Origin of the sequence: Pseudocitrobacter faecalis, from assembly GCF_965231525.1 — a bacterium.
Lineage (GTDB): Bacteria > Pseudomonadota > Gammaproteobacteria > Enterobacterales > Enterobacteriaceae > Pseudocitrobacter > Pseudocitrobacter faecalis.
Genome location: NZ_CBDDNJ010000002.1, coordinates 3,893,176 through 3,910,691 on the forward strand (window position 1 = coordinate 3,893,176; position 17,516 = coordinate 3,910,691).

Consider the following 17,516-nt stretch of genomic DNA (forward strand, 5'->3'; position numbering starts at 1 on the left):
CCGCGGATAACACTGACAGGGGAGCCACATGAAAATAAGTCAATCGCTCTTATTACCGTTTGTGTCATGTGCGCTACTGAGTGCCTCATTCACTCAGGCCTCAACAATGACCCCAGGGAAATTGGCAATGAACGGCGAACTCATTGAGGCTGCCTGCAGTATCAACCCTAACAGTCGCGATATTGGGATTGAATTTGGCGATATTTCTGCCCATTCGTTGAATATGAACGAAGAGGGTATTTTGACTCATCCCTTTTTTGTTCAATTGATGGGATGCTCCATTGTAATAAAAGGGAATGCGGAGAATCAGTATCCCTTTGCCAATGTGACGTTCATTGGTGATACCTCTGCAAGCGATCCCACTGCCCTGCTCACCAACGGTGACGCAGATGGCGTAGGTATTCGTTTACGCGATCAGTATGGTGAAATTCTCACATTGGGGAAGCCATCACCAGGATACGAATTGAGCGATGAAGATAATATTTTGAAATTTACAGCATCACTTATTCCCGTAAAACAACATATTAAAACGGGTGAATTTTATGCTACAGCGCGTTTTTTCATTGATTACAACTAATTCGTGATTAATCCGTAGCGGGATACTTCGTATTTCAATGGTTTATTCAGGACGAAAATCATGTCGGTAAAATTAAAAACAAGAATATCGATAATTGCTATCAAGGTGATTATGTTCTGCTATTGCTCCACCGGATATGCAGACGACAGCGTTGAATTTAATACCGACGTCCTGGATGCGGCCGATCGTTCGCATGTTGATCTCACGCGCTTCTCTACTGACAACTACGTTACGCCAGGAACCTACCTGCTCGATATCCGTATAAACAGCCAACCTGTCGGGCAAGAAAAGATCCAGTACGTTGCCGTATCTGAAGGCAAGAGCAGTCAGCCCTGCATCAGTGGCGATCTGCTGGCCAAACTGGCGTTAAAAGAGGACGCGCTGCTGCAGGTTAAACAGGTCTACGAGAATTGCTATTCACTGCAAAGTCTGGCTGGCGCAAAATTAACTAACTATGCCGGGGTACTGGATATCACCGTCCCACAGGCATGGATGAAATATAACGATCCAAACTGGACTCCGCCAGAGCGCTGGGACCAGGGCATTGCCGGCGCAATTTTCGACTACAGCCTGAGCGGACAGCTGACTCGCCAGTTTGATGGCAGTGAAAACTACAACTCGGTATCGGGTTATGGTCAGGCCGGCGTCAACGTCGGGGCATGGCGCATACGCGGCGAATACCAGACTAACTACTCAAACAGCAATCATCAGTTTGATTTCGACTGGAATCAGTTTTATGCCTATCGTCCGCTACCAACGATGGCCGCGAAGCTTACCGTCGGCGAAATCTATCTCAACTCCCAGGTTTTTGACACGCTGCGCTTTACCGGGGCCAACCTTGCCAGTGACGAGCGCATGCTGCCGCCAGCACTACAAGGCTATGCACCTGAAATACACGGAATAGCCAAAAGCAGTGCCCGAGTGACCGTTAGCCAAAGTGGCCGTGTCATTTACGAAACGACCGTTCCGGCAGGGCCGTTTAACATTCAGGATCTCCGCAGTTCCGTGCGCGGGACACTGGACGTGCGCGTTGAAGAACAGGATGGCTCTGTCTCGTCATTTCAGGTTAACACGGCCAACATCCCGTATCTGACCCGCCCAGGCTACGTTCGCTACAACATCTCTGGCGGGACGCCATCGCGCTATAACCATAAGTTTCAGGGGCCATCTTTTGTCTCAGGTGATTTTTCCTGGGGGATAAGTAATGCATGGTCGCTGTATGGTGGCTTACAAACATCCGGCGAAGAGTACACCGCATCCTCTGTGGGTATTGGTCGTGACCTGAGCATACTGGGTGCCATTTCCGTCGACGCAACAGAATCCTGGAGCCGTCAGCGTGATGGACAACGCTTAAAGGGCACGTCATGGAAACTGAGCTACGCCAAAACATTTGATGAATACAACAGTGCTATCACCTTTGCAGGCTATCGCTTCTCTGAAGAAAACTTCCGCTCAATGGCCCAGTATCTGGACGATCGCTATCAGGGTTTTGACAATCTGGGGCGTGAAAAAGAGATCTATACCATCACCGGTAATAAAACATTCTGGGCAGGAGAAGCCGGGAAATCGACCACGCTGTTTCTGACCTATACCCACCAAAACTATTGGGATAAGAGAAGTCAGGATCGTTACGGCGTATCCGTTGGCCGTTCTTTCCGCATTGGCGAGATAAGCGGTATCAGTGCCAACCTCTCCGCCTATCGTACGGATTACCAGGGCCGCCGTGATGACTCCATCGCGTTCTCGCTATCGGTACCGATTGGCGACAACAAATGGGCGGGTCTGGATATTCAAAGCAATAACGGCAAAACCAGCCCCATGGCGTCCTACACCGATAACAGCGATTACAACAATTTATGGCGCGTTCGTGCCGGTGCCAGCCAAAGCGGATATGCCAACGTTGATGGCTACTACCAGCATCGTTCACAACTTGCAGAAATCAATACGAACGCCAGCTATCAGCAAGGCCATTACATGGCGCTGAGCACCACGTTGCGCGGCGGATTTACGGCAACACGTCACGGCGCAGCCATGCATAACAGCGGCGCAACGCTTAATACGGCCCGCATGATGGTCGACACCAATGGTATCGCTGGCGTCCCGCTCAACGGCCAAAAAGCGCGTACCAACCTCTTTGGTATCGCCGTGGTACCGGACGTCGTGAGCTACAACAGCTTTGACACGCGTGTGGACGTCGATGCGATGGATAGCGATATCGAACCCTCAAAAGCCATCAGTACGACCACGCTTACGGAAGGTGCAATTGGTTATCAGGCCTTTGGTATGGCGAAGGGGATGAAAATGATGGGGAATATTCGACTTGCCGATAACAGCACTCCGCCATTTGGCGCAGAAGTCTATAACGCCGATGGCGTCAGCGTTGCGATGGTGCTGGAAGATGGAAAAGCCTGGCTGGCGGGCGTTAACCCGGATGAAACACTGCGTGTGAATTGGGGCGGTAAGGATCAGTGCAAGGTCAGCATACCGGCATTGTCCGGCAGCAACAGCACGCTATCAGGCGCACTGCTGCCGTGCCGCTAAAACGCTTAAATAAAGTTATCTCATTGTTATAAAAGGCTAAAAATGAGCATGAAAAGAAATAATGGCCGCTGGATAGCAGGCATGATGCTGGGCGTTCTCAGCAGCTACGCGCAGGCTGGCGTCTCACTTGATCGCACACGCGTCATCATTACCGAAAAAGACGCTTCAGCGAGCGCAAATTTATCCAATACCAGCCCGGACATTCCTTTTCTGGCGCAGTCATGGGTAGAAGATGAAAAAGGCAACCGGATCACCTCTCCGCTGGTTGTGCTCCCCCCTTTGCAGCGTATCAATGGTGGACAGAAAGGGATTGCCCGCGTCACCAAAACCGATGGGGTAGAAAAACTGCCGCAGGACAGAGAGAGCCTTTTTTATCTCAACGTTCGGGAAATTCCACCTAAGCCGGATAAACCTAACGTGCTGCAACTGGCTATGCAATCACGCATCAAGCTGTTTTATCGACCGGCGGCAATCATTCCCAAAAGCAAGAGTGAAATCTGGCAAGACCAGGTGACGTTCCAGAAAAACGGCGCACAAATGACGGCACAGAACCCGACGCCTTATTACGTCACCGTCATCGGACTTTCTAAAGCGGGTCAGAAAATTACCCGTTTCCCGGGAATTATGATCGCACCGAAATCAAGCCAGCAATTTGCCATTACGGATGCGGGTGTCGGTGAGTTTTCAATGATGTACGTGAATGACTACGGCGGCCATCCCGAGCTGAAATACCGTTGCGATGGCAGTACCTGTAAAGCGTTACCCGCAGCTCAACAGGATTAACACAAAAGGAAACTGGCAATGCGAAATCGATATTCCTTAATTGCGCTTCTGACCTTAAGCATCGCGGCAAATGCCTGGGCAAGTACGCCGTTGTTGCCTCAGCATAACGATCAGGATCATAGCGGTGAAGATAGCGGCATTGTCCGGTTCCATGGCTCCGTTTTCGCTTCACCTTGTGTGATGGCAATGAAGAGCCGAATTCAGGATGTTGAGATAGGTGAAATTAGCGCGCGCCGTTTCCACCAGGCAGGCGATCGCAGCCAACCGGTACTGATAAAAGTCTATTTAAAAGATTGTCTTAAAGGGGCGTCGATGGTGCGGGGAAGCGTCGCGTCTAAAACCACCGCCAACAACTGGCGAGCCTGGACCACGGGCGAACAAGCGGTTCAACTGACATTTATTGGCGAGTCCGACGGCACCAACAGTCAATTATTACACACTGAAGGCAGCACGCGTGGCGCAGGCATTCGACTGCTTGATGTGGATGGGAAACCGCTCGAACTCAATCAGACGGAGCGTCCCTATCTGGTAAAAACGGGCGATAGCGAATTGACCTTTATGGCCGCACTGGAAGCAACAACAACCCGCGTTACCGCCGGGGATTTCCGCGGTTTGATTCGTCTGAAAATGGAGTACTTATGATGAAGTTCGCGGCTTCTTTTCCGTGTTGTAGCGGCCTGGCACTGGCGATCATGTCTTTTACCGCCCAAGCGGCGCTGGATGGCGAAATTGTTCCGGTCAACGGCACATATCAATACCTGATTAATGTTGAAAATCAGGACATCACCTCTAACCAGGCCGGAGTGACAATCCCCAATGAATTCGATCTTGATGGCATGTTCCAGGGAAGGGCGTATTGCAGCCAGTCGATGACAAACCAGCCGGTTTACTACATGTCGGAAGCGACACTGACGCAATCAGGTAGCAGCGCGGGTTATCTGAAGCTAAACGACTATATGGATGTCAAAATTGAGATCTATATCGGCGGGGAACTCCGGGAGTACAAAACCGTTCCGTTTAGCGCCATTTCCAATAATGCGTTTCAGAACAATTGCACTCCCCCTTCCACGGTTCTGGCGAACAGCTTTACGTCGGGCGCAAAAGGCCGTGTGACGTTTATGATAACCAAACCGATTATCAACGGCGTTAACCTACAGGGCGCGGAGATTGCACGCTTATATGGACGTCTGGGTGCAGGTGCGATGGGCCAAACGGCGCTGTCTCAGATTACCATCGCGTCTGGCGTCATAACCGTACCAGATAAATGCACGGTCAATCAGGGGACGCCAATTGTAGTCGATTTTGGCACCATACCGGGAACCGGTAACATGCTTAATGGTTCCAATTACAGCCAAAACGTTCCTATTCACGTGAAATGTGAAGGCGGCAGTTTCTCCTCAGGTGCGCTTAATATCAAACTCGGGATCCAACAAGCAGACCCCGCCTTTGACGACGGGAAATACCTGAGCACAACAGGATCGGTCGATCGCTCGGAATTGGGTATTTCGCTTAAGGACACATCCGGCAATGCCGTTGCACCGAACACGTTTTACAACGTACCGGGTTTCTCCAACAACGAGGGCGATTGGAATCTTATTGCCGCGCCGATTGCTAAAAGCAGCACCTCCGTGATTCCTGAAGGGGAATTCCACTCATCAGCGACTGTCGTCGCCGAGTTCCAGTAGGAGGAATGATGCGAAAGTTAATCATAAGCGCAGTGGCAATGCTGGCTTTCTCCCCTTCTTTTTCAGTGCTGGCCATGGGGGAGCTGATTGGTGGAGACCTGAGTTTCAAAGGGGTCGTTGTCGCCTACCCGTGCAGTATTGCTCCTGAATCGGAGCGTGTACCGGTGGATTTTGGTGAAATCTCCACAAAATCACTCTATGCCACTGGCAAAAGTACTCCGGTACCGTTTTCCATTAAATTACAAAACTGCAATCCCGGCGTTTTTAACGCCGTTACCGTGACATTCAGCGGAACGGAAAACAGCAATATGACCGATCGATTAGCGATAAAAGCGGTCACGCCTGGTAATGCCGGGGGAATCGGTATCGGGTTGCTGGAAAGCGATCAAACGCCAATTCAGTTGGATGTACCGACCAACGCGACGGCAATTACCGACACTGCGCTGCAGCTTAATTTTTTAGCCTTTGTCGAAGGTGAACCGGATGCGTTATCCGGGGGCACGCTCACCACCGGGCCCTTTACCGCCACAGCAAACTATACGTTGAATTATCAGTAATTGCGCCTGAAAGGATTTTGGGAATGATGCATCAATATTTCCTTTACGACAAGAATGTCTTTTTCACAGAAGGAATGAAAACGGTACTGAGTGATTTCATTGATGAGCAAAGCGCTATTTCCTGCTCTGATAGTTTTTCACAGCTGGTTAATGTACTGGAAGATGTGAACAATGATAAACACATCAACTGGATCCTTTGCGACCTGGACAGTTTACCGTCAGATCGTTTTACGGTATTGAGCACATTGAAAAAGCATTATCAGGAAAGGCATAAAAAATTGGTTATCTTGCTAAATAAAAGCAGTTTACCGTTCTTTTTTGCACTCTACTCTTTGCTGCCGAATGCAAACTGGTTATTGAAAAGTGAGTCTATAAAAAGCATCACGACTTTCTTCAAGGATTTATTAAACAGTCAACATGAAAACAATTGCTTTAGTGACACATTGACCAAATACATTCGAAAAGAACTGCGGAATGATAACACGAGCAGAATTATTTCCAGTGATGAATTGTGGCTGATAGAGGAAATTTTCAAAGGAAAGTCACTTTCCCAGATAGCTCATGAAGTCAGCGTTGATATACGTCGATTAAGTCTCATCAAGCGTCATTTAATGAAAAAGTTAAAAATAGAGAACAACATTGCATTATTTAATGCATTTAAAGTTCTTGTCGCGCCTACGCCTTTACCCTAGCGTGCGATGATAAAGAATTTACCGGTGCATTAATTCACTGGTATGTCAGTGCAAGTGATTGCATAAATTAAACCTAATGTAAGGAAATTACAGATGAAAAAAATTAACTCTATCGAAGCTGCAAAAATTGTTGGCGGTTGCTGCAAAACTTGCGAAAGCACCTATGAGAACGTGACTGTAGGCGGGGTGACCTCCTGCAAACTGATCACAACGTGCACCGACAAACACGGTTCCACCACCACTGTACAAAATGCTGATTCCAGCAAATGTGGCGGTGTACCAAACCGTTAATTTCTGAACGGTAACACGATACACAGAGGGGATTCCCCTCTGTGTATTTTGCTAGTTAACTGCGAGGCTGATATGACTTACCGTTACAAACGCATTAGCATCATTGGTTATTCTCTATTCTTGATTATTATTTCATCATTGATGACGGTATTATGTTATCACCTGTTTGTATTTAACACATTTAAGTCGGACGACAATCAAACATTACCGTTTCGTGAGATAAGTGCAGCTCAGGTAGCGGACAGTCCAATAACAGAAGAGAACAGCATTATCGAAGTCATGTCTTATGGCTGCCACTATTGTGCTGCGAACGAAGAAAACCTCTCTAATTTTGCCAAAGGTCTGCCCGCAGGATATAAATTCAAGTCTATTCATATTGCTGATGACAGCAATGGACTGGCAGCCTTTGCCTCTGTTTTCGCCACGCTTGAAGAAATGGGCATTGAGGAAAAAATGCGTGATAGCGCATATAACGCCGTGATTACGCGTGGTATTAACATCTCAAATGAAAAAGCGCTGAAAGACTGGCTGAAAAAAAATAACATCAGCCTTTCTGACTATAAACATGCGAATGACAGTACCGCGGTAAAACAACGTCTTCAGGAAATGGCTGAGATCACTAAATTTTATAACATCAACGCTACGCCCATGTTCATTATCAATAAACGCTATGTTGTCGCTCAGGACCGTGATTTCCCGGAGTTCGCACAACGCATGATGCAGTTGCTCGAAAAGGATAAATAATCACAGTGATCCGCTTTCTGATTATCTGGGGTGTATTCAGCGTTAGAAATAGCGCTGAATATTTACACTCAATACGCCGTCCCTTTTCCAATGTCGGTGTATTTCTTTTGCGTAAGCTCATGCGCCATTGTCCGATTTTAGTTCTGACAGGTATCGCACGCGTATTGTGTGCATTCGGCCTAATCGGACGTCCATTTCGCCATCAACGCGCGGTGGCCACAGAAAACTACCGTTGCCTGACGGGTAAAAATGGCCATATTAACGCTGCCTGGATTGCCGTGCGCCGTCGATTACTGGAAGAAGCGGCAACATGGGGGCAAAACAGTGCCGTTCGCCAGCAAATTGCCCGCTGTGCCAGCGAACTCGACGCGGTTGTCGCACCTCTCCATCAAAAGCGGATCCCGGTTATTCTTGCACCGCTGCATTGCGTATCCGATGTATTAGCTGCAATGGTCGGTGCCAGCGTAACGCCGGAAAAGGCTGGCGTTATTGTCTCTTCAAGCGCAGAACTTTATGACCAGCAGGCACGTGAGATGGGTGGAATTGCCCTCTCCTACTACTCAATCCATCAGGACAGTAAAGCCCTGGCGTCAGGCCTGACCGCTTTGCTGGCCGACGTAGTAAAGGGTGAGCAGAACATGATTCTGTTTCCCGATATTTCCCCCGATTACACGTCACAGGCCGAAGGTGCACTGAGCGCAAAATTACCCTGCCACCTGTTTGGTCGCGCAGCGCGTCTGCATAACGGTATTGTTCGTCTTGCCGGGGCGATGTCAGCTCAGGTTGTGTTCTATCACCTCTCTTACGAGAGCACTTTGCAGATCCATATTCATCCACCGGTGAATGCTGGCGATACCGCCCGCGTTTTGCCGCGTGTCATTGAACAGACTCTGCAAGAACATCCCCATGAATGGCTGCTTTGGCATAGCCATTCTCTCTATTTTATCAATCACTAAACATAATAATGAAAAACACGATCCCCACGCTTATTTTTCAGGAAGAGACCAACGAATGTGGGCTTGCCTGTGCGGCAATGCTGGCGCAAACACAGGGGCGAAACGTCTCTCTGGAAACACTGCGTACGCTTTTCCCCGCTTCCGATCACGGCACGTCGTTAAATACGTTGATGTCTATTATGGGGCGCCTGGGAATTGCGACAACGCCTGTTCTCTTCGAACATCATGAGCTGGACGAGCTTCCTCTGCCCGCCATCCTGCACTATGGCGCAAGCCACTATGTGCTACTGGCATGGCGTAAAGGGCATCAGGTTTGCGTGATGAATCCTGCGGTAGGCGAGCAATGGCTGCCTTTTAGCGCACTAAAACAGGAAATCAGCGGCTATGCGCTGATTGTCGACTCTGATAATAGTCAGTTTGCCGGGCCAGTTTTACCCCTTTCAACAGACACCCGCACCGCACCGCGTGCCATGAGCTTCCAGGAAACGTCTACCGTACCTGGCATTTATCGCCTGATGATCCTGACGTTTCTGGTCTCTTTAACGCTGTTCCTGATGCCAACCATGGTCAGCAATGCAATCAATCAGGCCTTTTCCAGCACGGAGAATAGCACCTTCGCATACGGCTGGTTTATTGTCGCATTCATTGTTTCCACGCTTATGGCGTTAGCGGTAAGGGTGATTAGCGAACGTGTCATCAAACGTTTCGTTCTGGTCAACGGCAGCAAGGGATTTGCGCGTTTACTCAGCAACCCTCTACGCTTTTTTGAAAAGCGTGCGCCGGGGGAAATTTTCAGCCGCTTTACCGCCTGGCAAGGCGGGCTGCTGCAAAAAATAGAGCTGGATAACGCGCTGCGCTCTGACTGGATCATCTGCACGATTGCCATCGGTATTATGTTCTGGATTGCCCCTATTCTGGCCGCCATTTCTGCCGTTGGCGTTACCGTAATGGGGCTAATTAGCGTCTGGGCGGTCTTGCGCGACCGCTGGTATACCCAGCAATTACAACTGAAAAGTGCCGCACTCAATGACTTCTTTATGGAAACATTGCAGGGCGTACTCACCATCAAGAGCGCGGGGCTGGAAAGTCACCGTAAAGCGCTGTTTGCGTGGTATAGCCACGATCTCTTTTCCTGCCTGCAGCGTCAGAAGATCTACCAGCAAGTGAAGGAAGGGCTGTATCAGCTCACCGGAAGCCTTGAGATGGTGGTGTTTATGCTGGTAGTACTGCCGATGGTGCACAGCAAACTGATCTCACTGGGCGATTTCTTTGCTTATAGCTTCCTGCGACAAATTTTCACCTCTTACGTGACGCGGATTTTCTTCTCGATTATTCAAAAATCTCAGCTTCATATTATTGATACCCGCGCCCATAGCCTGTTTGCACAAACCGTTAACGACGCGATGCCTGAAGCCGAATTACAACAGCCGACAGACGGCACGCCTGATTTGCATTTTACCGATATCACCTACGCCTACGATCCGGACATAGCGATCCTGAAATCCCTTTCGCTCTCCTTACCTGCGGGTGAACACATCGCCATTATTGGCGAGTCCGGGGCGGGTAAAAGTACGCTTCTGAGGCTGATAGCCGGGCTGTTTTCACCGCAAGAAGGAACGTGCTGTACGCACAACCACCCCGTCCCCCGTCAACTGCTGGCGCAATGGGTCTGTCTGCAAAGCCAGGAAGATATTCTGTTTAATGCCTCCGTTAGAGAAAACATTACGCTGTTTGATAGCCAGTACCGCGAGCGCGACCGTAGTCGTATTGAGGCTCTGCTGGAATCGCTGGCGCTGAACGACGTCGTACAGCAGCTCCCGGGGGGGATTGATGCGTTGATTCGCGAAAGTCACGCAGCGCTTTCTTTGGGACAACGCCAGCGCTTGTTACTCGCCAGAGCGCTTTATAGCGCAAGACCCCTATTGTTGCTGGACGAGCCCACAGCCAACCTTGATGACGCCACCGCCAGCATTGTGATGAAAGCCATCCATCACCATTGCCGCACAACCGGTAAGTCACTGATTGTCGTCACCCACAGTGAGCCGCTGCTGGCGGAATTTCAGCATATTTATCGGCTCAACGCGGGGCAGCTCACCCAAATCGCGCCTCGTACTCCCTCCAGCACGTTAACAGAGAAATAAATACATGAACATCTGGCGCGCAGTGACCGCCCGCACTCGAAAAATCATGCTTTGTGTCGGCACAGGCACGATCCTCGCTTTTGCTTTCGCCATGTTTTATCTCGCTACGCCTTCGCCCCAGGAAACATGGCAGGTTGAAAAAATCGACAAAGGCGATATCGAAAAAGTTGTGCTGGTGACCGGCACTCTCAAACCTGCACTCCAGGTTAATGTCGGGGCGCAGGTCAACGGCCAGCTCCGCAAGCTTTATGTGCGCCAGGGCGAACGAGTGAAAAAGGGCCAGTTGCTTGCGGAGATTGATCCAACGTTGCAGGAGTCCGATCTCAACAATGCACAAGCGCAGTTAGCCAGCGCAAAAGCCCAGAAGCTCTCTTCTCAGGCCACCCTCACGCAGTATCGCCTGGAGTATGACAGACAACGCAGGATGCTGCGTGATGGCTCGGCAGTTCGCAGCGACTATGAGCAGGCAAAAGCGCAGTATGACGCTCAGTTGCAGCAGGTTGATGTGAATAACGCGCAGATCGTCCAGGCCGAGATGGCGGTAAAAACCGCCAGCGCCAACCTGGGGTATACGCGGATCCTCGCCCCTATTGACGGCGAGGTTCTGGGTATTGTCACCCGCGAAGGGCAAACTATCGTCTCTTCACAAACGGCCCCGACTATTCTGGTTCTTGCGGAACTGGACCACATGCGTGTCGAAACGCGAATTTCCGAAGCGGATATCCAGAAAATCCATGCCGGACAGCCACTCTGGTTCTATGTCATTGCAAATCCGGATAAACGCTATCACGGCGAAATGGGCAGCGTGCAACCCGCGCCAAAGGAAGCGCTGGAAGATCAGAGCACCAGCAGTAGCGCAAGTACTCAACAAACCAGCGCGGTGTACTACATTGGCGCTTTTGATGTCGCTAACACGCAGCGCGAGCTGAAAACATCCATGACGGCCCAGGTATTCGTCCGCGTAGCACAAGCAAAAAACGTCTCACGTATTCCGATTGCCGCCCTGGGTCATGCCCTCAATGCCGATCATTACAAAGTCTCCGTGCTGAAGGATGGCAAACGTCACGAAACCACCGTTCGTATCGGCATCAATGACCGTCAGTATGCCGAAGTTCTGGAAGGTCTGAACGCGGGCGACCAGGTCATTGTTCAACAGGAAATGGCCCGGGGATAACACATGCAACCCATCATTGAACTGCATCGTGTCTCCCGCGAATTCACTGCCGGAACACAGAAAATCCGCGTTCTGAATGCGGTATCGCTCTCTATCGAACAAGGTGAGATGGTGGCGATTGTGGGCGCATCGGGCTCAGGGAAATCGACGCTGATGAATATCATTGGTTGCCTCGATAAGCCGACGACGGGCGAGGTCTACATCGCAGGAACCCCGGTTCACGATGCAGACAGCGCGCTGCTTGCCGAGCTGCGTAGCCGCTATTTGGGTTTTATTTTCCAGCGCTATCACCTGATGCCTTATTTGACCGCGCAAGAGAACATCGCCATTCCCGCGCTTTACACCGCAATGCCCGAAGAGGAACGGATTACTCGTACGCAGGAACTGGCTGAAAAACTGGGGCTTGGTAACCGGCTACATCATCGTCCTGCTCAGCTTTCGGGTGGCCAGCAACAGCGCGTGAGTATCTGCCGGGCCCTGATCAATGGCGCGAAAGTAATTCTCGCGGATGAACCCACTGGCGCGCTCGATAGCGTGAGCGGCAAAGCGCTGATGGATGTTCTCCACCAACTGCATGCGACCGGGCATACCGTCATTATTGTCACTCACGATCTTAAGATCGCTCGACAGGCGCAGCGGATCGTTGAAATTAGCGACGGAAAGATCGTCGCTGACACGCGACATACCCGAACGAAAAACGGTGCTCCGGCATGCCCATCGTCACCCGAACGCGACAATGGTCGCGCCTCATTAGGTCGTAGTCTTTACGAGTCCATTCGCATGGCATGGCGCTCATTGCTGGGCCATCGGCTGCGTGCATTTCTCTCTATGCTGGGGATCATCATCGGCATCTCCTCCGTTGTGTCTTCAATGGCCGTCGGCGAAGGCGCACGTCAGGCAATCATGAGTGAAATAGGTAAGCTTGGAACAACCACACTCGAGATTCGTCCCGGTACCGGATGGGGTGAAAAACGCCCGGAAATGGAGAGGGCGCTTTCTCAGGACGATATTCACACACTACAAAAACAACCCTGGGTCATCGGCGTATCCCCCCTTGTCAGCAGCATGAATATCATCGTGCGCAAAGGCTATGACTCATCGACGATGTTTTCAGGGGTCTCTCAGGACTACTTTGCCTTACAGGGATTACGCTTCGTGCAAGGCAATGGATTTACGCGGCGTGACGTCGCGGAAGGTGAACCGGTTCTGGTGATTGATGAGACGGGTCGGGACACTCTCTTCCCCGAAGGGGACGATCCTTTAGGGCAGATAGTCCAGGTTGCTGGCGCCCCCTGGCGAATTATCGGTGTCGCCAGTAAACCCGGCCCTAAAGTGGTTGGCGGTTTCATGTCGGCCTGGATCCCTTATACCGCTCTGCAACAGCGCATTACCGGTGAAAAACCGTTAGAAGCCATAACGCTGCGTTTCGCCGATACGTTAACGCCACAGGAAGCCGCCTCCCGAACGGAACGCTTGCTGTTGCGCGAGCATGGTAAAAAAGATTTCTTCACCCAGACCGACGATCAGCTCGCCAGCGCATTACAAAAAACCTCCGACTCCATGTCGTTATTAATCACCGCGATTGCCGCCATTTCTCTGTTGGTTGGCGGAGTTGGAGTGATGAACATCATGCTTGTTTCGGTCACGGAACGAACACATGAGATAGGCATTCGTTTATCCGTTGGCGCGCGCCCTTCAGACATCATGAATCAGTTTCTGATAGAGGCCGTCATGATTTGTACCCTCGGCGGCATAACCGGGGTGCTGGGATCATGGCTTTTCGGCTCGTTGTTCTCTCTGTTCACCGATGAATTTTCCATGGTTTTCACCGCCTCGCCGGTAGTCATGGCATGTGGTTTTTCTGCTCTGATTGGCCTGACATTTGGCTATTTTCCCGCGCGTAGAGCAGCCCGACTCAACCCAACCGAGGCATTAGCCCGCGAATGAAAACGCTCTACTTACTGCCCCTTTTTTTGTTACTTAACGGCTGCGGGCAATTCACCCGTAGCGATTATCAGCGCCCCCTGCTGTCGCTGCCTGTGCAATGGCAGAAGAACGCCCCGCAGGATGCAAAAACGCATCAGCCCTCCTCTGCGCAATGGTGGCAGGGTTTTAACGATCCGAGAATGTCTCGCATCATTAATCAGGTACTGGAAAGTAATAACGATCTGGCTGCCGCCGCGATCACACTTCAGCAAGCCCGGGTCGCCGCAGGGCTAACCCAGACCAACCTGACGCCGGAGGTTTCTCTGACCAATTCGGTCAGCAACAGCAAATCTCTACGCAACGGTCAGGCCTCACAGGAGAGTTACAGTAGCGGGTTATCGCTGAGCTATGAGATTGATCTGTGGGGAAAACTGGCACGCACGCGTGAGCAAAGCGTATGGAAAGCCGTCGCCAGTCAGCAGGATTATGACGCAACCGTCCTTTCAACAATCGGCACAACGGCGCAACTCTACTGGAGTATCGCGCTGTACAACCAACAGATCAGTAATCAGAAAGCGGGAATCACAATTTCCAGGCAAACTGTCGAGCAGGTAACGTCCTGGTTTAATGCCGGAAAAGTGGGCCAACTGGATCTTCTGCAATCGCAACAAACGCTGATAAGCCGTCAGAACCAATTGCGAACCCTGGAACAACAGCGTGAAAACGCACGCAATGCCCTCGCGCTGCTGCTCAACCGCCCGGCAGAGCAACATACCGATGAGGCTCAGTCTCTGGACACACATCAGCAAGTACCGGTTGCACAACGCGTGCCGTTGCAGGTTATTGCGCGTCGTCCCGATATTCAGGCCGCGGAGTCTCGACTTCGCGCGGCGCTGGCTGGTTACGATGCATCACGTTTGGGCTTTTATCCTTCGCTATCACTTGAGGCATCTCTGAGCGCGGGCAGTCAGGTTTTCCATCAATGGTTTCGCGACCCCATTCGCACCATCGGAAGCTCGCTGGCGCTGCCCTTTATTCAGTGGAATACCACACAGCTCACTATTCAACAGGCCAACCTGCAGGTGAAACAAGCCGCTATCTCGTTTCGCAGCACGGCCTATACCGCACTTTCGGAAGTCGACAACGCGATGGAGCAGCGCGTAAGTGCGGAGGAGCAACGTACTCGTTTACATCAATCACTGGCGATCAGCCAGCGGCGGTTAGCGCTTACGCAAAGCCGCTACCAGGCCGGCGCGGTGGACTTTCAGACGCTACTAAACGCTCAGGATGATCTGCTGACACTGGAGAATACGCTGGCGCAAACCCAATACGATTATCTCTATGCCACGCTGCAATTCTGGCTGGCACAGGGAGGCGGTGAAACGCAAAAACAGGATGGAAAATCATGAAGTTGAATAACGAACTCAAGCGCGTCGTCGTCACCGGTTACGGCGCCATCACGCCGCTCGGCGCAACGGCTCAGGAGAGCTGGCAGGCCATTATGGCGAACCGTTTAGGCTATCGCTATATCGATAAAACCGCGCTAAACATCAATACGCATTTTCTCGGGCTAATTGATAACGAACCGGATCTGAGAGGCGTTCCGGCGGCGATCCGTCGCCGTCTTCCACGTTTTGCTCGCCTGACGCTGGGGGCAGCACGTCAGGCGATAGACATGGCATTTGCCGGCCTTCAGCCGGAGGCGTTTTATGATCCTCTTGCCTGTGGCGTCATCATGGGGACGGGCTGGGCGGGTCTTGACGAAAGCTATCATGCGGCGGGTGAGTTTGAAAAAACAGGCGTAACCTCGCCCTTTAACTGCTTCTTTTCCATGCCAAATGCGGCAACAGCGGCCTGCAGTCAGTACTGGAATTTGCGCGGTTATCAAAATACCGTCGTTGCCGCCTGTGCCACTGGCACGATGGCTATTGGCGATGCATTCGAGATAATTCGTCGCGGTAAAACACAAATGATGCTGGCAGGCGCGGGTGAATCACTCACCAGCGACTGTGCGATATGGAATATTGATGTGCTGGGTGCACTGAGTAAAGAAACAGACGATCCCCGTCGGGCAAGTTGCCCGTTTAGCCTTTTGCGTAATGGGTTTGTACTTTCTGAGGGTGCAGCCGTACTTTGCCTGGAAGAGCGCGAAAGCGCGCTGGCAAGAGGCGCCAATATACTTGGCGAAATCACGGGATATGCCAACTTCTCCGATGCGTATGATTTCACCTCGCCCGCCGAAGATTGCCTGGCACGCGTGGCAACCATTACACATGCGCTGAAACAGGCCGGACTTCCTCCCGAGGCCGTGGACTATATCAACGCGCATGGCACATCAACCCCCCTTAACGATCTCAATGAAACAGACGCGTTGAAGCTGGCGCTAGGTCAGGCGGCTTACACCACACCGATCTCCAGTACTAAATCCTGGTCCGGTCACTTAATTGCGGCAGCGGGAAGCTTCGAGAGCATTATTTGCCTACAGGCGATCGCCTCCGGGATCATGCCTGCGACAGCCAACCTGACCAAACCCGATGCGAATTGTGATCTCGACTATATCGCGGAAGGCCACCGCAAGGGCAGCGTAACGCGCACCCTGAATCTGAGCTTTGGTTTTGGGGGCGCCAATGCGGCGCTGATTCTGGAGAAACACGCATAATGCTTCTCCGGTACAGCCTTCAGGATGCCTGGCAGTGGGCCGCATTTTCCGGCGACTTCAACCCGATTCATTTCGATAAACAGTGGGTCGAAAAGCGAGGCGGAGAAAACCTCAGCGTGCATGGGATGCGGGCACTGCTCGATGTGAAGCAATTTATGGCTTCAGGTTACCATCCACTGCCCTTTGTGAAGTGCGCAGTACGTCTGCGTAAACCGCTGTGGTGCGACACGCGCTACGCACTCCAGCGCGATAACAGTAAAACGAACGCCGCCACGGTTATTGATTTGGCCGATGCGCACCCGGCGATAACCTGTCAGCTTACCCCCGCAATGGCGCTCCCCACATCCAGGATGGCGGGCAGTACGGTGTTAAGTCAGTCAGCGCAATACACATTACAGCAGGCGTTCGCCCCCCTGTTACCCAATGCACAGCAGTGGCATTACCTTGACGCCCTGCTTTTTCGTCACGTATTGCATGATGATTCTCTATTGCGCCAGAAGGTGATATCTCCGCTTCTTCCTACCGGAACCACGCTGGAAGGCATATTTACACGCTACCCCGTCGTGCAAACCCATCAGGAAACCGTCTTTGATGCACATCTTTTTGCTCAATGGTCACCTGACATCCCTACGGAGACCTTAACAATACTTACGCACGACGCGTTAGTCGTTGGTGACATCTCTCTGGGTGCAATCGTCCGCATTGCGGCCAGTACACGTTATCAGGACAAAGGTATCTGGAGCGCGATTACCTTAAAAATCGGCCCTCACACTTAATCTGCAATAAGAAG

At 51.3% G+C, this 17,516-nt stretch carries 16 protein-coding genes; all 16 read left to right on the top strand.

Annotation, left to right across the window (positions count from 1 at the left end; translation table 11 throughout):
• Positions 1–28: 28 nt before the first annotated feature.
• The 16 genes from ACOXYR_RS18915 (at position 29) to ACOXYR_RS18990 (ending at position 17,502) form a co-directional block, all read left to right on the top strand.
• Positions 29–577, top strand: a complete 549-nt coding sequence (locus ACOXYR_RS18915; protein ID WP_421355664.1) for a fimbrial protein — start codon at positions 29–31, stop codon at positions 575–577.
• A 60-nt stretch (positions 578–637) separates the two neighbouring features.
• Positions 638–3,118, top strand: a complete 2,481-nt coding sequence (locus ACOXYR_RS18920) for a fimbria/pilus outer membrane usher protein (protein ID WP_421355665.1) — start codon at positions 638–640, stop codon at positions 3,116–3,118.
• Between the two features lie 42 nt (positions 3,119–3,160).
• Positions 3,161–3,901 (top strand): fimbrial biogenesis chaperone, encoded by a 741-nt coding sequence (locus tag ACOXYR_RS18925; RefSeq protein WP_421355666.1) that lies wholly within the window; start codon positions 3,161–3,163, stop codon positions 3,899–3,901.
• 18 nt (positions 3,902–3,919) lie between these two features.
• Positions 3,920–4,543 carry a fimbrial protein gene (locus ACOXYR_RS18930; RefSeq protein WP_421355667.1) on the top strand — a complete coding sequence of 208 codons (624 nt, stop codon included), beginning with the start codon at positions 3,920–3,922 and terminating at the stop codon, positions 4,541–4,543.
• Complete coding sequence (locus ACOXYR_RS18935) at positions 4,540–5,586, top strand: fimbrial protein (RefSeq protein WP_421355668.1); 1,047 nt, start codon at positions 4,540–4,542, stop codon at positions 5,584–5,586. The genes ACOXYR_RS18930 and ACOXYR_RS18935 overlap by 4 nt, the downstream gene beginning before the upstream one ends.
• A gap of 5 nt (positions 5,587–5,591) precedes the next feature.
• The gene (locus ACOXYR_RS18940) at positions 5,592–6,143 is read left to right on the top strand and encodes a fimbrial protein (RefSeq protein ID WP_478212401.1); all 552 of its coding nucleotides are present in this window, start codon (positions 5,592–5,594) and stop codon (positions 6,141–6,143) included.
• Positions 6,144–6,166: 23 nt separating this feature from the next.
• The gene (locus ACOXYR_RS18945; protein ID WP_421355669.1) at positions 6,167–6,835 is read left to right on the top strand and encodes a DNA-binding response regulator; all 669 of its coding nucleotides are present in this window, start codon (positions 6,167–6,169) and stop codon (positions 6,833–6,835) included.
• Positions 6,836–6,928: 93 nt separating this feature from the next.
• Entirely contained in the window at positions 6,929–7,126 is a 198-nt protein-coding gene (locus ACOXYR_RS18950) for a DUF4762 family protein (protein WP_015966117.1), read from the top strand.
• Between the two features lie 72 nt (positions 7,127–7,198).
• Positions 7,199–7,870 carry a DsbA family protein gene (locus ACOXYR_RS18955; protein WP_421355670.1) on the top strand — a complete coding sequence of 224 codons (672 nt, stop codon included), beginning with the start codon at positions 7,199–7,201 and terminating at the stop codon, positions 7,868–7,870.
• 5 nt (positions 7,871–7,875) lie between these two features.
• Entirely contained in the window at positions 7,876–8,826 is a 951-nt protein-coding gene (locus ACOXYR_RS18960; RefSeq protein WP_421355671.1) for an ABC transporter, read from the top strand.
• Between the two features lie 8 nt (positions 8,827–8,834).
• Positions 8,835–10,967, top strand: coding sequence for a peptidase domain-containing ABC transporter (locus tag ACOXYR_RS18965; RefSeq protein ID WP_421355672.1), 2,133 nt, complete (start codon positions 8,835–8,837; stop codon positions 10,965–10,967).
• A gap of 4 nt (positions 10,968–10,971) precedes the next feature.
• Positions 10,972–12,141 (top strand): efflux RND transporter periplasmic adaptor subunit, encoded by a 1,170-nt coding sequence (locus ACOXYR_RS18970; RefSeq protein WP_373300334.1) that lies wholly within the window; start codon positions 10,972–10,974, stop codon positions 12,139–12,141.
• Between the two features lie 3 nt (positions 12,142–12,144).
• Complete coding sequence (locus ACOXYR_RS18975; protein ID WP_189623759.1) at positions 12,145–14,088, top strand: ABC transporter permease; 1,944 nt, start codon at positions 12,145–12,147, stop codon at positions 14,086–14,088.
• Entirely contained in the window at positions 14,085–15,476 is a 1,392-nt protein-coding gene (locus ACOXYR_RS18980; protein ID WP_189623760.1) for a TolC family protein, read from the top strand. The genes ACOXYR_RS18975 and ACOXYR_RS18980 overlap by 4 nt, the downstream gene beginning before the upstream one ends.
• A complete protein-coding gene (locus ACOXYR_RS18985; RefSeq protein WP_189623761.1) occupies positions 15,473–16,726 on the top strand; it encodes a beta-ketoacyl-[acyl-carrier-protein] synthase family protein in 1,254 nt (417 codons plus the stop codon). Before ACOXYR_RS18980 ends, ACOXYR_RS18985 begins: the two co-directional genes overlap by 4 nt.
• On the top strand, positions 16,726–17,502 hold the full coding sequence (locus ACOXYR_RS18990) for a hotdog family protein (protein ID WP_421355673.1): 777 nt from the start codon (positions 16,726–16,728) through the stop codon (positions 17,500–17,502). The genes ACOXYR_RS18985 and ACOXYR_RS18990 overlap by 1 nt, the downstream gene beginning before the upstream one ends.
• The last annotated feature ends 14 nt before the right edge of the window (positions 17,503–17,516 follow it).

Excerpts from the sequence above, each read along its gene's own strand:
- ACOXYR_RS18915 (WP_421355664.1), top strand. The coding sequence starts at position 29 with ATGAAAATAAGTCAATCGCTCTTATTACCGTTTGTGTCATGTGCGCTA.
- ACOXYR_RS18920 (WP_421355665.1), top strand. The coding sequence starts at position 638 with ATGTCGGTAAAATTAAAAACAAGAATATCGATAATTGCTATCAAGGTG.
- ACOXYR_RS18925 (WP_421355666.1), top strand. The coding sequence starts at position 3,161 with ATGAGCATGAAAAGAAATAATGGCCGCTGGATAGCAGGCATGATGCTG.
- ACOXYR_RS18930 (WP_421355667.1), top strand. The coding sequence starts at position 3,920 with ATGCGAAATCGATATTCCTTAATTGCGCTTCTGACCTTAAGCATCGCG.
- ACOXYR_RS18935 (WP_421355668.1), top strand. The coding sequence starts at position 4,540 with ATGATGAAGTTCGCGGCTTCTTTTCCGTGTTGTAGCGGCCTGGCACTG.
- ACOXYR_RS18940 (WP_478212401.1), top strand. The coding sequence starts at position 5,592 with ATGATGCGAAAGTTAATCATAAGCGCAGTGGCAATGCTGGCTTTCTCC.
- ACOXYR_RS18945 (WP_421355669.1), top strand. The coding sequence starts at position 6,167 with ATGATGCATCAATATTTCCTTTACGACAAGAATGTCTTTTTCACAGAA.
- ACOXYR_RS18950 (WP_015966117.1), top strand. The coding sequence starts at position 6,929 with ATGAAAAAAATTAACTCTATCGAAGCTGCAAAAATTGTTGGCGGTTGC.
- ACOXYR_RS18955 (WP_421355670.1), top strand. The coding sequence starts at position 7,199 with ATGACTTACCGTTACAAACGCATTAGCATCATTGGTTATTCTCTATTC.
- ACOXYR_RS18965 (WP_421355672.1), top strand. The coding sequence starts at position 8,835 with ATGAAAAACACGATCCCCACGCTTATTTTTCAGGAAGAGACCAACGAA.
- ACOXYR_RS18970 (WP_373300334.1), top strand. The coding sequence starts at position 10,972 with ATGAACATCTGGCGCGCAGTGACCGCCCGCACTCGAAAAATCATGCTT.
- ACOXYR_RS18975 (WP_189623759.1), top strand. The coding sequence starts at position 12,145 with ATGCAACCCATCATTGAACTGCATCGTGTCTCCCGCGAATTCACTGCC.
- ACOXYR_RS18980 (WP_189623760.1), top strand. The coding sequence starts at position 14,085 with ATGAAAACGCTCTACTTACTGCCCCTTTTTTTGTTACTTAACGGCTGC.
- ACOXYR_RS18985 (WP_189623761.1), top strand. The coding sequence starts at position 15,473 with ATGAAGTTGAATAACGAACTCAAGCGCGTCGTCGTCACCGGTTACGGC.
- ACOXYR_RS18990 (WP_421355673.1), top strand. The coding sequence starts at position 16,726 with ATGCTTCTCCGGTACAGCCTTCAGGATGCCTGGCAGTGGGCCGCATTT.